The 20542-nt window shown below is 36.9% G+C and carries 21 protein-coding genes, 1 tRNA gene and 1 pseudogene; 12 read left to right on the forward strand and 11 right to left on the reverse strand.

Translation table 11 applies throughout. The features are described 5' to 3' along the window. The first annotated feature begins 211 nt into the window (after positions 1–211). The 5 genes and pseudogenes from ABWO12_RS03570 to ABWO12_RS03590 all read left to right on the forward strand — a co-directional run. On the forward strand, positions 212–415 hold the full coding sequence (locus tag ABWO12_RS03570; RefSeq protein ID WP_353087286.1) for a hypothetical protein: 204 nt from the start codon (positions 212–214) through the stop codon (positions 413–415). A 200-nt stretch (positions 416–615) separates the two neighbouring features. Next, positions 616–2100, forward strand: a complete 1485-nt coding sequence (locus tag ABWO12_RS03575) for a Fic family protein (protein WP_353087288.1) — start codon at positions 616–618, stop codon at positions 2098–2100. A 249-nt stretch (positions 2101–2349) separates the two neighbouring features. Next, positions 2350–2607, forward strand: a complete 258-nt coding sequence (locus ABWO12_RS03580) for a DUF4372 domain-containing protein (protein ID WP_353087290.1) — start codon at positions 2350–2352, stop codon at positions 2605–2607. Between the two features lie 357 nt (positions 2608–2964). Further along, positions 2965–3543, forward strand: a complete 579-nt coding sequence (locus ABWO12_RS03585; protein ID WP_353087292.1) for a leucine-rich repeat domain-containing protein — start codon at positions 2965–2967, stop codon at positions 3541–3543. Between the two features lie 15 nt (positions 3544–3558). Then, a pseudogene (locus tag ABWO12_RS03590) lies at positions 3559–3696 on the forward strand (T9SS type A sorting domain-containing protein); the annotation flags it as partial. 31 nt (positions 3697–3727) lie between these two features. Here ABWO12_RS03590 and ABWO12_RS03595 read toward each other — a convergent pair. The 5 genes from ABWO12_RS03595 to ABWO12_RS03615 are packed head-to-tail and all read right to left on the reverse strand — an operon-like array spanning position 3728 to position 10821. Then, positions 3728–5638 carry a beta-L-arabinofuranosidase domain-containing protein gene (locus tag ABWO12_RS03595; protein WP_353087294.1) on the reverse strand — a complete coding sequence of 637 codons (1911 nt, stop codon included), beginning with the start codon at positions 5636–5638 and terminating at the stop codon, positions 3728–3730. A 7-nt stretch (positions 5639–5645) separates the two neighbouring features. Then, entirely contained in the window at positions 5646–7799 is a 2154-nt protein-coding gene (locus tag ABWO12_RS03600) for a GH92 family glycosyl hydrolase (RefSeq protein WP_353087296.1), read from the reverse strand. Continuing rightward, positions 7790–9157, reverse strand: coding sequence for a sugar porter family MFS transporter (locus ABWO12_RS03605; protein WP_353087298.1), 1368 nt, complete (start codon positions 9155–9157; stop codon positions 7790–7792). Before ABWO12_RS03605 ends, ABWO12_RS03600 begins: the two co-directional genes overlap by 10 nt. Before the next feature lie 2 nt (positions 9158–9159). Next, positions 9160–9990 carry an IolE/MocC family protein gene (locus tag ABWO12_RS03610; RefSeq protein WP_353087300.1) on the reverse strand — a complete coding sequence of 277 codons (831 nt, stop codon included), beginning with the start codon at positions 9988–9990 and terminating at the stop codon, positions 9160–9162. A gap of 3 nt (positions 9991–9993) precedes the next feature. Further along, on the reverse strand, positions 9994–10821 hold the full coding sequence (locus tag ABWO12_RS03615; RefSeq protein ID WP_353087302.1) for a phytanoyl-CoA dioxygenase family protein: 828 nt from the start codon (positions 10819–10821) through the stop codon (positions 9994–9996). A gap of 141 nt (positions 10822–10962) precedes the next feature. Between ABWO12_RS03615 and ABWO12_RS03620 the strand changes: the two genes are divergently transcribed. Continuing rightward, entirely contained in the window at positions 10963–11637 is a 675-nt protein-coding gene (locus ABWO12_RS03620) for a cupin domain-containing protein (RefSeq protein WP_353087304.1), read from the forward strand. 11 nt (positions 11638–11648) lie between these two features. Further along, on the forward strand, positions 11649–11804 hold the full coding sequence (locus ABWO12_RS03625) for a helix-turn-helix domain-containing protein (protein WP_353087381.1): 156 nt from the start codon (positions 11649–11651) through the stop codon (positions 11802–11804). 37 nt (positions 11805–11841) lie between these two features. Here ABWO12_RS03625 and ABWO12_RS03630 read toward each other — a convergent pair. After that, positions 11842–11915, reverse strand: a tRNA-Met gene (locus ABWO12_RS03630). 142 nt (positions 11916–12057) lie between these two features. Here ABWO12_RS03630 and ABWO12_RS03635 point away from each other — a divergent pair. Together ABWO12_RS03635 and ABWO12_RS03640 are read left to right on the forward strand one after the other, a co-directional pair. Then, entirely contained in the window at positions 12058–12450 is a 393-nt protein-coding gene (locus ABWO12_RS03635; RefSeq protein WP_353087306.1) for an START-like domain-containing protein, read from the forward strand. Positions 12451–12498: 48 nt separating this feature from the next. Beyond that, a complete protein-coding gene (locus ABWO12_RS03640) occupies positions 12499–13320 on the forward strand; it encodes an aminotransferase class IV (RefSeq protein WP_353087308.1) in 822 nt (273 codons plus the stop codon). On the opposite strand, the gene ABWO12_RS03645 is transcribed toward ABWO12_RS03640, so the two are convergent. The 5 genes from ABWO12_RS03645 to ABWO12_RS03665 all read right to left on the reverse strand — a co-directional run bounded on the left by ABWO12_RS03645 (position 13312) and on the right by ABWO12_RS03665 (position 17845). After that, positions 13312–13872: a YqgE/AlgH family protein gene (locus tag ABWO12_RS03645; RefSeq protein ID WP_353087310.1), complete on the reverse strand. Its 561-nt coding sequence runs from the start codon at positions 13870–13872 to the stop codon at positions 13312–13314. The two genes, ABWO12_RS03640 and ABWO12_RS03645, sit on opposite strands and share 9 nt — an antisense overlap. Positions 13873–13979: 107 nt before the next feature. Beyond that, positions 13980–14252 (reverse strand): HU family DNA-binding protein, encoded by a 273-nt coding sequence (locus ABWO12_RS03650; RefSeq protein ID WP_073363284.1) that lies wholly within the window; start codon positions 14250–14252, stop codon positions 13980–13982. A gap of 176 nt (positions 14253–14428) precedes the next feature. Further along, on the reverse strand, positions 14429–15376 hold the full coding sequence (fmt, locus tag ABWO12_RS03655) for a methionyl-tRNA formyltransferase (RefSeq protein ID WP_353087312.1): 948 nt from the start codon (positions 15374–15376) through the stop codon (positions 14429–14431). Further along, positions 15376–17271, reverse strand: a complete 1896-nt coding sequence (locus ABWO12_RS03660) for a RecQ family ATP-dependent DNA helicase (RefSeq protein WP_353087314.1) — start codon at positions 17269–17271, stop codon at positions 15376–15378. The genes fmt and ABWO12_RS03660 overlap by 1 nt, the downstream gene beginning before the upstream one ends. A gap of 40 nt (positions 17272–17311) precedes the next feature. Continuing rightward, complete coding sequence (locus ABWO12_RS03665) at positions 17312–17845, reverse strand: AAA family ATPase (RefSeq protein WP_353087316.1); 534 nt, start codon at positions 17843–17845, stop codon at positions 17312–17314. Positions 17846–18176: 331 nt separating this feature from the next. Here ABWO12_RS03665 and ABWO12_RS03670 point away from each other — a divergent pair, with 331 nt between their 5' ends. Genes ABWO12_RS03670 through murA form a run of 3 tightly spaced genes read left to right on the forward strand, consistent with a single transcriptional unit; the run spans position 18177 to position 20525 of the window. After that, positions 18177–18461: a DUF493 family protein gene (locus ABWO12_RS03670; RefSeq protein ID WP_502902906.1), complete on the forward strand. Its 285-nt coding sequence runs from the start codon at positions 18177–18179 to the stop codon at positions 18459–18461. A 1-nt stretch (position 18462) separates the two neighbouring features. Continuing rightward, complete coding sequence (locus tag ABWO12_RS03675) at positions 18463–19182, forward strand: DUF4290 domain-containing protein (protein ID WP_353087319.1); 720 nt, start codon at positions 18463–18465, stop codon at positions 19180–19182. Positions 19183–19214: 32 nt separating this feature from the next. Further along, positions 19215–20525, forward strand: a complete 1311-nt coding sequence (gene murA / locus ABWO12_RS03680; protein WP_353087321.1) for a UDP-N-acetylglucosamine 1-carboxyvinyltransferase — start codon at positions 19215–19217, stop codon at positions 20523–20525. Positions 20526–20542 lie beyond the last annotated feature (17 nt).

Here is a 20542-nt window from a genome sequence, read left to right on the forward strand (position 1 = left end):
ACAATTGTGTCATTCGGTTGTTTGTTGATTTAATAATTGCTAGTTTTTATTTTAGTAGTAGATAAAAGGGGAAGTATACCAAAACGGGGAAGTTTACCAAATAAAACATTAAAAAAATTGCTTTTTTGAACCTTAGAATTAAATTTTATTTTTTTTCATATTATTACTGATATAAAAAACACTTGTAATTGTACCCAAATCGGTCACATTAATGGTGATTTTACCAAAGGAAGCGGCTGGATATTGGCATAATGATGATGGAAATCCACAATACAACCCACTATTTTCTACAAAACCAGAGATATTAGATCCTAAATTAGATAAAAAATTATCTCTTACTGGTGAAGGGAAGGCTACAACTGGTGTACTGTTTTGTGTTCGTTTTCTTGAATTATTTCGAGTGCAAAATACTTAATTTTTTTGAAAAAAATATTTTAATGGAAAATAGTCTTAAAAAAAATAATTTTACTGGAAAATTGCAATTGATTTTCTAATTAAATGTGATTTTAATAGAAAATACCAATTCCTTTCAAACTGCTATAATGGAAAAAATTTGATAAAAATATGTTTTTAATGGAAAATAAAGGCTATTTTTGATAAATAAAGGTAATTATAATGGAAAATAACATCCCAATTCATCTTCAAGAAGTTATATTTAGATCAAATGATGTAGCATTAAACAAGCAGTTAGCAAAACTAGAGAGCGCAGGACAAATAAAAAAAATTGCGCCTCGTATCTATACTTCAAATTTCAATGAGCCAGAGGAGACTATTATTAGAAGAAATATTTTTACCATTTTAGGGAAATTATATCCGGGCGCAGTACTAAGCCATCGTTCAGCATTAGAGTTCAAACCAACTACTGCAAATCAAATATTTGTGACCTACACTTATACCAAGAAAATTGAATTGCCGGGTATTACAATTCGATTTATGGAAGGAATGCCTGCAATTGAGGGAGATAATCTATTTTCAGGCGAATTATTTGTATCACAACAAGAAAGAGCCTTTTTAGAAAATTTGCAATCATCACGCCAAATAGGAGCGACTTCCAAGACAATTACTTTGCCTGAAATACAAAGTAAACTGGAACAAATTGTACAAGTAAAAGGAGAAGAAGGATTAAATCAATTCAGAGATAAAGCCCGAGAAATTGCAGATAAATTATCAATGCAAACGGAGTTTGGGAAACTAAACAAATTAATAAGCGCATTATTAACAACAAAACCTTCCAAAATACTAACATCACCATTGGCAGTAGCTAGAGCATTAGGTAATCCTTATGATAAACACCGTTTAGAATTATTTGAAAAATTGTTCATCGAGCTACAACAGCAACCTTTTAAAGACTCTAAAGATATTAACAGGGAAATCAATGCCTTTAGAAACTTTGCATTCTTTGAAGCTTATTTTTCAAACTACATTGAAGGAACCATTTTTGAAATTGAAGAAGCTAAAAACATTATTCAAACTGAAACTCCAATGCCTAATCGAGATGAAGATTCACACGATATATTAGGAACATATAGGCTAGTGAGTAATCAAAAAGAAATGAGTACAACTCCATCAAATCCTAATGAATTACTCAACATATTACAATACAGACATCAAATATTGTTAAGTGCTAGAACCACAAAAAAACCAGGTCAATTCAAGGATAAAAATAACAGAGCAGGCGAAACACATTTTGTTGACTATACCTTGGTAAGAGGTACGCTTATTAAAGGATTTGATTACTATCAAGCATTAAAAGAACCATTTGCAAAAGCGGCTTACATCATGTTTATGATAAGCGAAATACACCCTTTTTTAGACGGAAATGGAAGAATTGCTAGGGTAATGATGAATGCTGAATTAGTAAAAAAAAATCAAACACGTATCATTATTCCAACAGTTTACAGAGATGATTATTTGGGAGCATTAAGAAGATTAACTAGAAACGATGACCCGAAAGTCTATATCAGAATGCTTCAAAGAGCACAGGAGTTTAGTGCTAGTTTGGTAGCAAACGATATGCAAGAATTAGAAAACCATCTAACTTTAAGCAATGCTTTTAAGGAGCACGATGAAGCAAAATTGAAAATTATTTCAGCTAACTAAAAAGTGCTGAACAATTTGGTTTAGCCATCGACAATTAACAATCAAATCTCTATTTTATAATGCAGTAAAGAAATTATTTAGAAAAGGCTTTTCAATTTTTTGAGAGCCTTTTTTTATGTTTTTTCACTAGTGTCCACTATAGATTAAAAAAAGTTCTTTGAAATTATTGTAAATCTGTAATTTAAGTCTCATTTTGGAGCGTGACGATTTGAAATGAATCCATTATGTTCGTGAATTAACTTTACGAATATGAATCACGGAAAATATGTCTTTTCTCAATTGGTTGAATTTCTACCCCAGCGTGTTTTTGATAGACTTGTAACAAAGTATGATGGCAATAAAAAAGTCAGGCATTTTACTTGTTGGAATCAACTTTTATGTATGATTTTCGGTCAATTATCTTCTCGTGATAGCTTGCGAGATTTGATAATTGTCATCGAAGCACATCAATCAAAATCGTATCATTTAGGATTTGGGAAAAGTGTGTTGTTAAAATATAATTATTGATAATCAAATAGTTACAAAAATATAATTTCGGTTTTTGACCTTTTTTAACAGTTTTACCCGACACCAAATCGGACACCAGACATAAAAAAAGCCTTTACTAAAATGTAAAGGCTTGATTTTTAAGTAGCGAGAGGGAGATTTGAACTCCCGACCTCAGGGTTATGAAAATATCTTTAATATTTTTTAGAGTCGTAAACCCCTTTAAAATATAGGGGTTTGAAAATCTCTAACTAAAAAATCTATCATTTCCTCACTTAAATTCCTCACTTGGAGAATCTCTTGATATTATTGAGTTTATCAGTTGAATTTAATGGGTATGAATCCAAATTTCATGATATTTATTATTAAAGATATCTTATGAAAAATTCTAAAACTTCTAACCTAGTCTTCACAATTGATGTTGAAGATTTTAAAAACAATGAACAAATTTTGGATGCTTTACTTTCAACTTTAGATTTAAGCAATCAAACTAAGTTAATGAGATTAGATTTAACAGGAAACAATATTGCCAGTTTAGATTTAAGTAATTCACTAAATCTGGAGACTTTAAATATTTCTAATAATAATATTGCAACCTTAAATATTGATAATGTTAAATATGTTCGTCAGTTTTTTTGCGATAACAATTTACTTACTAGTTTAGATGTAAGTGAAATGTTTAATTTAATTAACTTTAGTTGTAAAAATAATAATCTAACTACTTTGGCAACCCAAAATGGAATTATTGAAGAATATATTGATTTTTCAGGAAATCCAGGTTTAACTTCGGTATTTTGTGACGCCAATGAAGTAGTTTATATGCAAAATTTATGCAATCAATACGATAATGACACTGCTGTGGTAAACGGTAATTGCAATAATCAAGCTAACAGAATTTCAATGTATCCTAACCCTGTTGGAGATAGATTGCATCTTTCTGCTAATTTTGACATTTAACGTGTTGAGGTTTTCAACGCGAATGGAATGATGGTTATGAGCAGCGAATCAGGTGCTGATGTTATCGAAATGGACAGTTTAAATTCAGGTTTGTATTTTTTAAAGGTATTTAGCAGCCAAGAAGTTAATACCATGAAATTTGTAAAAATATAAGCACTATTTGAATTAGAAATTACTGAATTTCTTATTTAAAGCTAACTTGTCTCAATATTGTTTTTCCAAAAGGAATTAATGTAATTTCTTCCACTTCATTAGTGTTGCTGTTTTTTGCATTTACTTTTATCTGATTATTTTCAAATGCTGCTTTGTTGTTTTCTATGTATTGGTAGCGTATGTTGTTTTTTGGCTTGTATGAAAAATCATCAAAACCTTCGAAATAGTTTCTTCCTATTAGCTCTTCTGCTTCAATAGCTTTTGCATAAAAAAGTGCTCCATAAGTGAAATAGTTTTCCTGATTTGCATCTTGTTTAATACGAACCTCAGTTTTAAATTCAATTTGAATTTTATCGCTTTTAGAAAATTTTCGCGCTACAGTAATAAAATCACCTTCAATTTTATAATTTTCAGTTGTAACAATTTCAGTTACCCAAGATGGTTTTCTTATTTTGATCGTAAAACTGGCTTGATTGGAATTAGTAATCAAATAATTAAATTTATTTTCATACGGATATTCGGTCACCACTTCAATCGCAATAGGCTTGTTTTTTACTTTAGTTTCTAATTTAGTTGGTCCTAATAGTGCGTTCACTAAAGTAGTTTCGTTTTCTAATAACCACGAATTTTCAATAAAATAGGGTGTAATTCTACCAGCATTTGGATTACAACAAACGGCCACTTCTTGGTGAGCAGGGGAATATTTATATCGAATTTGCTTTCTATCGGGTTCTATTTCTCCATTTTTTGTACCTTCCATTTCATACGAATTATCGGTTTTTAAATAAGCAATACAGGAATGATTTGGATTTCTAGCACCTTGTGCTGCATTATAGAATATAGTTTCAATTGCTTCTGCGGTTTTAGATTTTCCTTGCTTTTGAAATAACATCGAATAGCTGTTTAGTAATTCTTGTAACGAACAATATTCATAACCGGTGTTAGTTGCATCTGCAGTTCTTTGTGCAATCCATTCATCGCCAATCGCACCTCCAGTAAGCGTAGTTGTTTTTTCAATTCTTTGGGTATAAATGTCTAATGCTTTTTGCAATTCAGCATTATCTGTAGCATAAGCTGCAACAGTTAGTGGTCTTAAATGTTCAAAGGTGTGTACTCCGTGGGATTGTAATTTGTAATCCGGATTAAAGATATTTTCTAATTGGGCATCTTTTTCTGACTGATAGGTTTTGCAAAAATCAAGGTATAAAAATCGAGCATATTCAACGTATTTTTTATCTCCCGTAATTTGATACATTTTATCCAATACATCGGTGAAGGTAAGTCCGTGGGAAACTCCTGCATTGAAATTTTCACCCGAATAAAACGGACTTGATTTTCCTATTGGGTAATTAACCATTACATTATTGATTGCTTTTTCAATAACCTCAAATAATTTTTTATCCTGACTGAATTCATAATAGGCAAGTAAGCCTCTGTACATGGTAGTTTTTGCCCACAATTCCCCGTTTTCTGACTTGAAATTGTAGCGCAAGTCTTTGGCGTAAATTCCGATGTAGCCATCTTCATCTTGGCTCTTAATCACTTCAGTAATGTGTTTTTGAACTTTCTTCAGGCCTTCTTTATCATTTAATAATAATACATTTCTAATGTATCCATCCCACCAATTTGATTGGGTTTCACTGTTCCACCACTTGTATTGTTCGCTTCCTTCGGCATCGCCATCTTTTAAATTACCAAGATCTTTGGAAACACTATTTTTGTGTAATCTACCGCTGCTGTATATTGGATCATTAATTAAATCGGGTACGAGTTTGTCAAGTTTTCCCACAAAACCATTGACATCGTATTGCATTTGGGTTTGAATCCAACCTGAAGGTTTTACAGTCCCAAAAGGAAATGATTTGTATTTTTCAACGGGTTTATTTTGAGCACTTAATTGAATTGAAGCCGCTAGTGCAATAAGTAAAATGTATTTTTTCATGTTAAAATTAATTGATGGTCATTTTAAAATTTAGCGTTCCGCCTTTCATTATATCAGTATAATGAAGTAGTGGCTTTTCTAACGGAATGCCATTGAGTTTCGAATTATTTTGAAAAATAGTCTGGTTTGAGAATCCTTCTGCGGTTATGGTAAATTGTTTGTTATTGCTTATGCGAAGCGTAGCTTTTTTAACTTGTGGGGCTCCAATTATAAATTCTCCATTTGTAGGATTCACAGGGTAAAATCCCAAAGTTGATAAAATATACCAAGCCGACATTTGTCCGCAATCATCGTTGCCAATCATGCCGTTAGGAGTATTGTCGTGAAATTCACTCATGATTTTATTAATGTACCTCTGACCTGTTTTTGGGGTGTCCGAAAATGCATATAAATAAGCAATGTGATGGCTTGGTTCATTTCCATGTGCATATTGACCAATCATAGCCTCTTGACCTAAAAATTTATTTGGATTGGTACTTTGTAATGTGAAAAATTGATCCAGTTTTTTTGTGAATTCAGTTGTTCCGCCAAGTAATTCTTTCATTCCGTCAATGTCATATTGAGCTGGTGTCCAAAAATACTGCCACGCATTGGCTTCAGTATAATCACCTGGATTATTCATCGGTGAAGTTGCAGTTATCGGATCAAAAGGAGTTCTCCAATTTCCATTAGTGTCTTTTCCTCGAAAGAGTTGGGTATCCGAATCAAATAAATTTTTATAATAATTGGCTCTTTTCTTATAAACTAGTTCTTCGTTTTTTTGATTCAAATTAAAAGCCATTTGACTCACGCACCAATCGTCAAATCCACTTTCTAAAGTTCTTGAAACTGCCTCATTATCTAATTTGTCAAAAGGATAAAAGCAGTATTTATTATATAATTCCCAATCGGAATTAATATGGCTTTTGGTTGAAGTTTCTAGCATCGTTTTAAAGGCTTCGTTTTTATCAAATCCTGTAAAACCATTTGTGTATGCCGACAGCAACATGGGAATCGCATGGTTGCCAATCATGCAATAATTATCTTGGCCCCAAGCAGTCCAAATAGGAAGAAAGCCTGCTGCTTTATGATGCAGAAGCAAAGTATTTGCAATTCCATTTATTTTTTCGGGCGCAACTATTTGAAGCAATGGAAATGCCCCTCGGTAAATATCCCAAATAGACAAAGTTGAATAATATTCTTTGTTTGGCGCTAAGCCAATTGCATCATTTGCTCCTCTGTATTTGCCATCTACATCGGCAATATTGGAAGGTTGAAGCAACAAATGATACATCGAAGTATAAAATAATTCCTTTTGTTTTTGAGGTGCTTCAATAGTGATTCTATTTAAGTAAGTATCCCAAACTTGTTTGGCATTTTTCTTTACTTTATTAAAATCCCAATGTGGAATTTCCGCTGTTAAATTGGCTTTTGCGCCATCACTATTTACGGTAGATAAAGCTATTTTTATTTGTAATTGTTTGTTTTTTGCTAAATCAAAATCTAAAATATATTTCGGTGCGTTTTGATTCTTTTCTTTAGCAAGTTCTTTGATTGTGCTGTAGGGTGTTTCAAATTCTACTGTAAAGAAGTATTTTTTTGTCACCCAGCCTTTGGTTTTGCAATACCCAGAAATTGTTGTTGCATTTTCTATTTTGATGTCGCTTTCCAATACCAAACTGTCATTTAAAAAATGAAATCCGTGTTGAAAATCGAGTAGTAATTTTGCTTTTTGAGTGGGGTAGGTGTATTTGTGAAAGGCTACTCTTTCGGAGCAAGTCAGCTCAACTTTAATGCCGTCTTTTTTGGTAAGTGTGTAATAGCCAACTGAGGATTTTTCACTGTTTTTATAATAACTATTTTTAAGTTTTGAATTTTCGTCATGGAATGGAAGCAACAAAATGGTACCCATTTCTCCAATACCCGTTCCGCTAAATCGCGTTTGCGAAAAGCCTAGAAGCAGCGTATCCTTATATTGATAACCACTGGTGTGATTCCAGCCTTCAATGTTATTATCGGGTCCAGGTTGTACCATGCCAAAGGGTAGAGAAGGCCCTGGGAATGTGTGACCTGTGCCATCGGTTCCTATAAAGGTGTTTACAAACTTGGAATTGTTTTGAGCATTTATTTGTAATAGGAAAAGCAAAAACAATACACCAAATAGTTTTCTTTTTATTTCCATAAACTATCCATTTGTTCAAGGGTTTTATTTTTGGTTTCAGGTACTTTTTTCCAAACAAAAAGCAATGAAAATAGGCAAATAGCAGAAAACAAATAAAAAGGAAATGCCCCGTTAAAGTTATCTTTTAGCCACTGATTATCTACTAAACTTGGGAAAACTTGTGTAACAGCAAAATTAGCTACCCATTGAATAAAAACACTTATTGCAAGTGCTAAACTTCTAATATTATTTGGGAAAATTTCAGACAATAAAACCCAAACGATGGGTCCCCAAGAAATACTAAAGGAAGCCATAAACAAGAGTAAGAAAGGCAACACCCAATTGCCAAGCGCATCGAAATAAATGAATAATCCAACAGCTGCTAATGCAATAGTCATCCCGAAAGAACCTATATATAACAACGGTTTTCTACCCATTTTATCTACCCATTTTATAGCAAGTAATGTAAAAATTAAATTTACTACGCCTAATGTACTTGTTTCTAAAAGCGATACATCTGTTGAACTTCCTAGGCTTTTGAATATTTCTGGAGCATAATACAAAATTGCATTAATTCCGGTTAACTGTTGTAAAATAGAAAGTCCGACACCTACAAAAAGGGCTTTTTTATAAATTGGATTTCCTAAATGTTTCCATTGATTTTTATCTTCTTGGTTTAATGAATTTTCTATTTCAGATTGTACTTGAACCACATCTTCATCTGAATTTAATTTTTGTAGCACTGCAATCGCTTTATCCTTTTCGCCTTTTTGAAACAGCCATCTTGGACTTTCTGGGATAAGAAAAATAAAGAAAAGAAATAGAACCGAAGGAATAATTTCTGAACCAAACATCCAACGCCAACCTATATTTAGATTCCAAGAGTCATCTCCTTGAAGTGCGATAAAATAATTCACGAAATAGACAACCACTATACCAATAACAATTGCTAATTGATAGTTTCCTACAAGTGCTCCACGTCTTTTGGGCGGTGCTATTTCAGCTATATACATCGGTACAACCATCGAGGCAATTCCAACCCCAATTCCACCTACAATTCGAAATAAAACAAACATTGTAAATGAAATAGGCAGCGCGGTTCCTACAGAATTCAGAATAAATAAAACCGCGGTAATAAACATGGTTGCTTTGCGCCCGAATTTTTCACTTAAATAATCAGAGAAAAAAGCACCCACTAAACAGCCCACTAAAGCACTCGAAATTGCCCAACCTGTTTCAACAGGGGTTAATTGAAAATACTCGGTTAAATTCCCTATGGCTCCAGATATTCCAGCTGTGTCATAGCCAAATAATAATCCGCCAAGTGCGGCGCTTAGCGCAATAAATAAAATGTAGTTTTTGTTGTTTTTTGGCATCATATCTATAAGTTTTGTTGTAAATAATTTTTCATTTCTAAATTGACTTCCCATTGATTGGATAAAGGCTTCAAAGTAAATGGCTCTTGTGGCATGTAGGGGAAAGGACCAAATTCGGGTGTAATTGAAATGTATTCGGCGTTTTGATTGCTTTTAATTTCGATAATTCTCTTCCACCAATTCATGTATCGATTCAAATGATTTTCCCACTCGGGTGCAAATGGGTTGTTCACCTGTGGACTTTGTTCAAATCCAACACGCGCATGAATGTGCTTTATGTTTGGAAGTACTCGTTCTAGCAATTCTTTTTGGTCTTCCAAATTACTTTCGGAGACCACACAAAAATGAGAAAAATCAGCAATTAATTTCATTTTCGGAAAAATATCCAAGTAGTTGTGAAGGGTTTTTAAATGAAACGAAAATCGGCCTCGGTGAATTTCATGCCAAATTGGGATCCCCGATTCTCTAGCAATTTGTTCGGTAAGTTCAATGATTTTGCAGTTTTCGCTAAATTCAAAAAAATCTTTTCCGGTATGCGAATTGATGAAATTAGGTTTCAATTTTGTTAGAAATTCCAATCGCTGTTGGAGTCTAACGCAATATTCCTCCACGGTTTCTGCTTTGTTTGGTAAAACTTGCTGAGCAATAAAAATAAAATCCGGGTTTCTGGTTTCTCTAATTATTTTTAGTTCACTTAGGAATTCTTCAATAAACGAATCCTCATCCGGAAAATTAATTTCCACACCTTCATAACCATTCTGAATAACACTGTCTAAAAATTGTTTAGCAGTTAAGTTTTCGCTTCCCCAATAGGTGCAAAGAAATTTGATTTTCATATATTATTTCGAGTATAAAAGTGGGTTAATCGGGGTGTTTATGATTTCCCCAATCTTTGCTCCTGGGCACCAGGTTTTCCAATCGTGTTCTTGATTGGAGTTTTCAGGATTTTTCAAAATCATATCTTTATCCATATAAATTATGGTCATTACTTTTCGCATTTCATTAGTGGTATTGGCCCATGCTCTATGAAAAACCCAACCCGAATGGAAGCTAATTTCACCCAAATCAAAGGCTTCAATAACATGATTGAAATCAGTTACGCGTAATTTTCTGTCTAATATTTCTTCGCTTTCATCGCTTATTTCTAGTTCGCGACCTTCAACAATAACATGGCTTCCCGCACTAAATTCTAGTGGGCCCATGTTGAGAGGCGTTTCTTGAAGTGGAATCCAAGCAGTAACTGTTTTGTCGGTTTCTAATGGCCAATAATATTGGTCTGCATGCCATGGAGTGATTCCGCCGCCACCTTCTTTAAATAAGGCTTGATCGTGATACAATCGAACGCCATTTACTTCCATTAATTCCGATGCAATTCTTGCTAATCGTTTGCTGTAAATTAACTCTTTAATTAAAGTGTTTTCTACCCATAAATTGAATAATTGCAAAAATGCTTTTCCATATGTTGTTCGATCTTCAAGCGCCGTTTGCTCCTGATTCATTACATTCACTTGATCGGAAATGACTTGATTAAAAAACGCAACCGTTTCTTGATTAAGCACTTCTTTTAATTTGATAAAACGATTCTTTTGATAGAAATCAATTTGATCTTGGTTGAGTGAATAGGGAGTGTCAAGGTACTCTTTTATTGAATTGGGAATAGTTTGCATCGTATCAAGCTTTTATTCAGTTAATTAATTTATCCAAAACTAGCAATTAGTTATTCGTTCATTTAACATTTAATTGTCAATTTATGATACTATATTGAATTATATTTGTAATAATTTTATAAAATAAGTTAATAATAAACCATGAAGGCCGTATTAGAAGATATTAAATCACAAAAAGGGACATCGAGTTTTTATGCGTACCGTTTTCAAGTTCCTTTTTTTGAATTCAAATGGCATTACCATCCCGAATATGAATTGACTTACATTGTAAAAGGAAATGGCTATCGAATTGTTGGTAATACGTATGAAAATTATAAAGACGGCGATTTGGTTTTGTTAGGTCCTAATTTGCCACATACCTGGACAGGAAAAGCCATCGATAAAGAACCATTTGAAGCGGTAGTCATTCAATTTTCAAAAGAATTTATTGGTGCTTTTTTAGGATTTGAAGAAGCAGAGCAAATTAAAACACTGTTTGAGAATTCGATTAGAGGGATCTCATTTGATGCCAATTCGAAATTGATTGATTCAATTATGACGCTGACAGAATTGGACGGAATGAATAAAATTTTGAGATTAATTTCGGTTTTGCATGAGTTGTCTCAAACCAAATACAAGTTAATTGCTCCCAATACCTTTCATACGATTGTATCAAAGAAAAGCGAAATGCGAATCAATGAAGTTTGTTTGTTTATTCAAAAGAATTTCAATACCGCAATTAGTTTAAAGCAAGTGGCCAACCAAATTTATTTGACCGAAAGTAATTTTTTAAGTTTTTCAAAAAAGCAACTGGAAAAACCTATTCCGATTATCTGAATGAAATTAGAATTAATGAAGCGGCTCGATTGTTATTGCAAACGGATAAAACGATCAGCCAAATTTCTTTTGAATGTGGATTTGAAACGCTGAGTTATTTTAATAGGGTGTTTTTAAAAAAGAAAAACAAAACCCAATCCGTATTTAGAAATGAAAAATCAATTTAAATAAAAAAGCCCAGTCGTAAAACTGGGCTTTTTGTTGTAGCGAGAGGGAGATTTGAACTCCCGACCTCAGGGTTATGAATCCTGCGCTCTAACCGACTGAGCTACCTCGCCAAGACGTGCATTAACCCGTTTATCAATGCGGGTGCAAATATATAATTAATATGAATGTCTGCAAATTATTCCTTTCAAAAAAAAATATTTTTTTTAAAGTGAAATTTCTTAAATAAATTATATATTTCGAAAAAAATAGATTATGGCACAAAAAGTACGCTACGAGATTGAGTTCCCTATAAATTCCTCACCTCAGTTACTTTATCAGTATATTTCAACCCCTTCTGGATTACAGGAATGGTTTGCCGATACCGTTAATTCTCGGGGTGAATTTTTTACGTTTCACTGGGAAGATACCGAAGAACACGCCCGTTTGGCCTCCAAAAAAACGGGAGAGAAGGTTCGCTTCAAATGGGTAGATGAACAAAAAAAAGATACGGAGTATTTTTTTGAATTACGTATCCTAGAAGATGAAATCACCAAAGATGTTTCCTTGATGGTTGTCGACTTTGCCGAAGAGGATGAGATCGATGAGTCCAAACAATTGTGGGAAAATCAAGTTTCCGATTTGAAGCATGTGATTGGTTCGGTGTAATTGTCTTTTACTTCCTATATTTGTCCCTCCAAAAAAGAGGGATTTTTTATGTTTAATTTCAACGGAACTTTAGTCGATCATACAACCGTTTTTTCTTCCACCAATCGCGCACTTTTGTACGGTGATGCATTGTTTGAAACGATTCGTGTGGTTGATGGCAGCATTTCCTTTTGGGAAGATCATTACTTTCGTTTGATGGCTTCTATGCGTATTTTACGAATGCGTATTCCTAGCACTTTTACGATGGAATATCTTGAATCACAATTGAAAAGTGTGGTAGCGTCGGAAGGGGCTTTTCGGGTACGCCTTACGGTATATCGCAATGAAGGAGGCTATTACACTCCAGCAACCAATTCCGTTTCGTTTTGGATTGAAGCGACGCCTTTAGCGATCCCTCATTTTATTCATGAGGAAACTCCATGTGCCGCCGATTTGTTTAAAGATTTTTACGTCCCCAACCACCTACTTTCCACCCTAAAAACGACCAATCGTTTGCTTAATATTGTAGGAGCAGTTTACGCAAAAGAGAATGACTTAGATACGTGTATAGTACTCAACGAACAAAAGCGGGTGGCTGAGGTACTTAACGGTAACTTGTTTATGATCCAAGGGAAAAAACTAATTACTCCGCCACTTAGTGAAGGCTGCTTAAATGGTGTTCTGCGAAAACAAATGCTCAAAATGGTAACGGCCCAACCCGAATGGGAAGTTGAAGAAGCCCCAATATCTCCTTTTGAATTGCAAAATGCCAACGAATTATTCTATACCAACGCCATTCAAGGCATCCGTTCCATAACCCATTTCCGTAAAAAAGAGTTTGCCACCAGGCAAGCACAAGTTTGGACTGTACAACTAAATCAATTAGTTTAGAATAGGATTTTCAGGCGCATTAGACCATAAAACGTAGTCGCCTCCGAGTTCCAAAATTTTTTCTTTCCAAAAATCATTGGATGATTTACTAAAAATAGTTTGCTTGTAACTATTGGCACAAACTATCCATGACTGCGATTCGAGTTCTTGCTCCAATTGTTGCGCACTCCAACCGGTATACCCTAAGAAAAAGCGAATGTTGTCTTTTTGGATGGTACCATCATTAAGCAATGTCTTGGTACGTTCAAAATCACCACCCCAATATATCCCCTCAGAAATTTCAATGCTATTGGGTAACAAATCGGGAATATTGTGAATAAAATAAAGATTGTCCTGCTCTACAGGTCCGCCATTATATATCGTGAAAGAAGCCGAAATATCAGGGATTAAATCGTGTAAGGCGTAGGTAAGAGGCTTGTTAAGAATAAAACCTACCGATCCTTCAGGATTATGATCTGCCAACAAAATAACCGATCGATTGAAGGAAAGATCCCCAATTATGGAAGGTTCTGCAATTAATAACTGTCCTTTTTGTAGGTTGTCGGTTGACATTACTAAGCAATTTTAACTAAAGGTACAAAAAATATTTAAACTCAATGTTTATGCAAAAAAAAATCACGGTCGAAACCGTGATTTTCCATGATATCGGGTAACAGAAATTAGTTTACAGAACCTTCTAATTCAGCACCTGCTTTAAACTTCACTACATTTTTAGCAGCAATTTTGATTGTTTTACCGGTTTGTGGGTTTCTTCCTTCACGAGCTGCTCTTTTAGATACAGACCAAGAACCGAAACCTACCAATGAAACTCTTCCACCTTTTTTCAAAGTAGCCCCTACATTTCCTAAAAATGACTCTAAAGCTAATTTAGCAGCTGCTTTGGAAATTCCAGCATCAGCAGCAATTGCATCGATTAATTCTGACTTGTTCATAATAATAGTTATTAATTGTTGGTTAAACTTAATTGTTATTCAAAACAAATTTAATAGAAAATCTACAGCAAGCAACTGATTGTACGTATTTTCGGCTAATTTGTTGATAACTCAATTTATTTGTTGATAAACAGCCCCCAAAAGTGTCCGAATATAGTATTTATAGGGTCTCCCAATTACTCCACACGGCATTGTGAACTAAATTGCATGCCGTTCAATACCTCTTGGGCGGTCATTTTTTTCTTGCCTGGAAATTGCAGGACTTTTATTTTCAAGTATCCATCGGGTACTACAATGTTAATTTCCTTTTTAGTCGTTTTCCATTGCCCAACCCTTTCCGTATGTGGTGTTTCTACAAAAATCGCTTCATAAATTTTAATGGCCCAACACGTTTCCCCATCAATAACATAACACCAAGCGGTAGGGAAGGGCGATAACCCTCGGATTTGGTTGTACACCTCTTTTCCATTTTTATGAAAATTCAATTGGCAGTTTTCTTTGTTCAACTTGTAAGCGGTCTTTAGTTCACTCGTTTCAATCTGGGGAACTGTGGCCACTTCGCCTTGAGCAATGCGCTCCAATGTTTCAAGCACCGCCTCTTTTCCCAATTCCATCAAGCGGTCGTGTAAACTTCCTGTGTTCTCCTCGGGGCCAATCGCCGTTTTTTTTGACAAAATCATGGCCCCCGTATCTATTTTATCATCAATAAAAAAGGTAGTTACTCCAGTTTCGGTTTCACCATTAATAATGGCCCAATGGATCGGCGCCGCTCCCCGGTATTGAGGTAACAACGACGCATGTAAATTAAAGGTGCCCCACTTCGGCAAACGCCAAACAACTTCAGGCAACATGCGAAACGCCACCACAACTTGCACATTAGCATTCCAAGCTTCCAAAGCCATAATAAAATCGGGGTCTTTTAAGTTGGTGGGTTGCAACAAAGGCAGCCCTTGTGCCATGGCATATTCTTTGACCGCCGAAAATTTAAGCTGTTGTCCACGACCTGCAGGTTTGTCGGCGGCAGTAACCACCCCCACAACGTGCAATCCGTGTTGTACGATAGCTTCCAAGATCCCGACCGCAAATTCGGGCGTTCCCATAAATACAACTCGTAATGATTCCATTAGTAGTGCAATGAATAAGTGTTGTCGGGAAGTAAACGAATGCGCTCGGCTTCCAACAACGATTGAAGTGCAAAGATAAGCGCCTCTTCGGGTTGTGAAAGTATTTCTTGTAATTCTCTTGAACTATACGGACGTTGTTGCAACAATCGCAATAAGGCCTCAGGAAGATCGCCCAATTCCATGGTCTTTTTTCGGGGCGCAATGCAGGTCGAACAGTGTCCACAATCGGCCGCATCTTTTTCACCAAAGTAGGCCAATAATATACGTTGGTTGCATTGGCTCGTGTTTTCTGCATAGGCCAACACCGATTTTAATTGGGATGCCTTTAATTCGTTTTGCGCAATTAAATATTTACTCACGCGATTTACCGTGTGCGCATCCTCTCGAATGGTCGTAAAGGTAAGTTGGGCATCGTTGGTTTTCGAATGCACAGTCGCCAATCCTTGCGACTGAAGCTGCTGCAATACCGCCAATACGTTGGTTTCTGTAACCCCCGATTTTCGAGCCACCACCGATAAGTTGACAGCCGTCATTTGGTCATAAATGCCAGGATGGGTACGTAAAAGTGTAACTAAAACCGGCTCCTGCTCGGGATGCAAACTGATGAAGCGTATCACCTCTTTGGAAGGAACGATAAATTGTAGGGTTAGCTTCTCTGAAAATTCCTGGGAAAGACTCAAAATACCCTGCCGATCCAAAAATTGTAATGCTTGATACGTGCGCGCCACGGGTAAACTGTATTTGACACAAAAACGGTGCAAATTAAAACCAAACGTTTCGTCCAAGCCTTCTCCGTAGGCAATTTGCAAGTCAGCACACAACTTTTGGTAGACTTGCGATAAAAACGGTTTGTCGGGTAAGACGCCCAAAAATTGTTGCGCTGCCTGCAATCGATCGGAGGCACTGGCCAACAAAATGGCATAGGCTTTTGATCCATTGCGCCCCGCACGCCCCGCTTCTTGGTAATAATTCTCCAAATTGGGCGGTAAATGAAAATGGAAAACAGTACAAACATTTGCTTTATCAATGCCCATCCCAAAGGCATTCGTTGCCACCATGACCTGTTTTTTTTCCTCCATCCACCAACCCATTTGCCGTTCTTTTTCGGCTGGCGATAATCCCCCGTGGTAAAACGTCGACGTTATGCCCATAGCTTCCAAATGTTGCGATGTATGCAAACACGATTTTCGGTTGGAAACATACACCAATGAAGGTCCTGGATATTTTAGCAATATGTTTTTGGCAAACTGTAATTTGTCCTCAGGCGCATAGACCATGTAGGCCAGATTCTCTCGGGCAAAGGACTTTGAAAAGACATTCGGTTGCTCCAAAGCCAATTGCGCTATGATATCGGCTTGTACCCGCTCCGTTGCGGTTGCCGTTAGCGCCAAAAATGGAACTTTGGGAAAATGAATCCGCAATTCCGCAATCTTTAAATACGCTGGACGAAAATCATGACCCCATTGCGATACACAATGCGCCTCATCAATGGCAATCAGGTGAATAGGTAAGGTTTTTAGCCGCGAAAGGACTATTTCATTTTGCAGGCGCTCGGGCGATAGATACACTAGTTTGTATCCTCCAAATTGTGCATTGTCCAGCACATCAATAAGTTCTTCTGTAGGAATGCCCCCCGTTAACGCCATCGCTTTGATGTTGCGCATTTGTAACTGCTGTACCTGGTCTTTCATCAACGCAACCAAAGGCGAAATCACCAAGACAATCCCCTCACGGACCAAAGCGGGCAGTTGGTAACACAACGATTTCCCACCGCCCGTAGGCAATAACGCAAACGTGTCTCGACCCGCCAAAACCGACTCAATAATCGCCTCTTGCGGCTCGCGAAACGCATCGTAATTCCAATATTGTTTTAGAATATCATGTAGGTTACTCATGGGTCATTTTGCAAACGAGCAACACAAAGATACAGGAATATTACAACTCATTCAGGATAAATGCCACCCGATCGGCTACAGGACCCAAGGGAACCTCAATCGGACTGTATCCAAAATGGCGATAGGTTTCTTGTAAATGACGGTAAATCAACTGCGCTTGTTCAAAATTCTCGTAACGCGCTTCATCACTCACATAAATGGCTTCCCATGGGGGTAAAATAAAAACTTTATCATACCGGTGTCCCGCACAAGCTTCCTCAAAAAAAACAGGATAGCTGTCGCCAATGTAGTGCATGTACGCCAAAATATCAGGAATCCCACGGTCTAAAAAAATAGGGGTTTGGATTTCCTCCTGAGCCGAAAAGTATTGCTTTTTTCTCCCTTCAAGCAACAATTCACTAAACAACAAGGGTTGCTCCAAAAACAGTTGCTCAATCCCTTGTTTACGCGCCTCTAAAGTAATTTGACGCGATATTTCAGGGTAACAACAATGCTCATCCGCTACCATATGCTCAATAATGGTTGTTTTTCCAGTGCCCGGACCACCCGTGATGACGATAAGTTGAGGTTTCATTTTTTTAAACAAAATAAACCGCAAATGTATCGAATTGTCATCGCATTTGTATACGAAAAACATCAATTTTTCGTTGTACATAGGCTTGTTTTGGGCGTGTCCCGAAAGAAAGTTTTGTGCGATTTTAGGGTGTGCCTACCGTCGGGACCGGGCTGTCGGGAGTCGCTTCCCTCGTCCCTCGGGCGAGCTTCAACAATCCCTCCATCCCTCACGCGGCGAGAACAAAGGCGAAAAAAAGATTTTTTTGGCCATAAATCAAGAGGTATAATTCCCTTGAAAAGCATTGAAAAACTAACCTCAAATAGCGTATATTTGCCCTTATTTAATGATGATGGATAAAAAAACGGAAGCTTTTTACATTCGCCTCAAAGAGGAATTGCAAACCACTTCTTCTTGGCCGGGTGTTTATTTATACAAATTTATTGTCCCTACCGATACGCAAAAAATTCAGGCGGTAGAGAACGCCTTCGACAACCTCGGAGCCGTCATTAAAACCCAACAGTCTAAAAACGGTAATTTTACCAGTATTTCGGTCAATGTCGTCATGGAATCCCCCGACGCAGTTATTGCGAAATATCTAGAAGTATCAACCGTTGAAGGCATTATATCCCTTTAGTATGGTACCAAAATACATCAAAGAAAATGCACACGATACCGTGCAACACCTCGAATACAACGCCGAACGATCGCCTTTATTCATCCCCGAATACGGCCGTCATTTGCAAAAATTAATCGATCACGTAGTCGCTATTCAAGACCGTGACGAACGAAACCGCGCCGCACGTTATGTGATTAACGTAATGGGGACCTTGAATCCGCATTTACGCGATGTGCCCGATTTTCAACACAAATTGTGGGATCAAATTTTTATCATGTCCGATTTTCAATTGGATGTCGATTCACCCTATCCCATCCCCACACGCGAAGTCATTAACCTCAAGCCCGACCCGCTGCCGTATCCGCAGAAGAATCCTAAGTACCGCTTTTATGGCAATAACATCACCTCCATGATTGATGTAGCCAATTCGTGGGAAGAGGGCGAACTCAAAAGTGCTTTAATCATGGTCATCGCCAACCACATGAAAAAATCGTATTTGAGTTGGAACAAAGATACCGTCACCGATCAAGTGATTTTTGAGCATTTGTATGAACTCTCCGGCGGACGCATCAATTTGTCGCAAAGTGCCGAAGAGTTGTCGACCACCACCGATTTGATTCGCACCAACAAAAAAATGTCCAATAAGGCCCAACAGCCGATGCAAAAACACAAAGGTGGATTCAAAAAGAATTTGAACAACGGAAAAAAATTCATCAAAAAAAACAATAATAAAAACTAATAGAAAACGGCCAACAGGCTTTTTACTTCACCATGGGAACATTCAAAATTGAAGGCGGTATCCGCTTGAAAGGAGACGTTACGCCACAAGGCGCAAAAAACGAAGCACTACAAATTTTATGTGCCGTTTTACTCACCCCCGAAAAAGTAACTATCAATAACATCCCCGATATTATTGACGTCAATAAATTAATCACCCTTCTGGGAAATTTAGGGGTAAAAATCCAAAAAAACGGCCCCGGTTCGATTACCTTTCAAGCCGATGAGGTCAATGTGGGCTACCTCGAAACTGAAGCTTTCAAAAAAGAAGGCGGGTCGTTGCGCGGTTCCATTATGATTGTCGGACCTTTATTGGCGCGTTTTGGCAAAGGATATATTCCCAAACCAGGTGGCGATAAAATCGGACGGCGCCGTTTAGATACACACTTTGAAGGCTTTATCAACTTGGGCGCCAAGTTCCGTTACGAGCGTGAGGACCATTTCTATGGGGTTGAAACGCAAGAGCGTTTGAAAGGAACCTATATGTTACTCGACGAAGCCTCTGTTACAGGAACCGCTAATATCGTGATGGCAGCAGTACTCGCCGAGGGAATCACTACCATCTACAACGCTGCCTGTGAACCGTATTTACAACAATTGTGTAAAATGTTGAATTCCATGGGCGCCAAAATAACGGGTGTTGGTTCCAATCTATTAACAATTGAAGGCGTAGAAAGTTTAGGCGGATGCGAACACCGTATTCTTCCCGATATGATTGAAATTGGAAGTTGGATCGGCCTTGCTGCGATGACCCGCAGTGAAATCACTATCAAAAACGTAAGCTGGGATAATTTAGGCGTCATTCCCAACGTGTTCCGCAAATTGGGGATTACCTTAGAACGACGTGGCGATGATATTTATATTCCTACCCATGAAAATGGCTATGAAATCAAAACCGATATCGACGGTTCTATCCTTACCATTGCCGATGCGCCTTGGCCTGGATTTACTCCCGACTTGCTAAGTATTGTTTTGGTTGTGGCGACCCAAGCCAATGGCGATGTGCTTATTCACCAAAAAATGTTTGAAAGCCGTTTGTTCTTTGTCGATAAATTAATTGACATGGGAGCCAAAATTATGTTATGCGATCCACACCGCGCTGTGGTTATGGGGCATAACTTCAAGTCGCAATTGAAAGCAACCACAATGTCATCGCCCGATATTCGTGCGGGGATTTCCTTGTTGATTGCGGCTTTATCGGCCAAAGGAACGTCAACAATTCAAAATATTGAGCAAATTGATCGCGGGTACGAACGTATTGACGAACGTTTACGCGCTTTAGGAGCCAATATTGTACGTGTATAAATTCATAAATTCCAATC

The organism is Flavobacterium sp., assembly GCF_040379285.1.
Taxonomy (GTDB): Bacteria; Bacteroidota; Bacteroidia; order Flavobacteriales; family Flavobacteriaceae; genus Flavobacterium.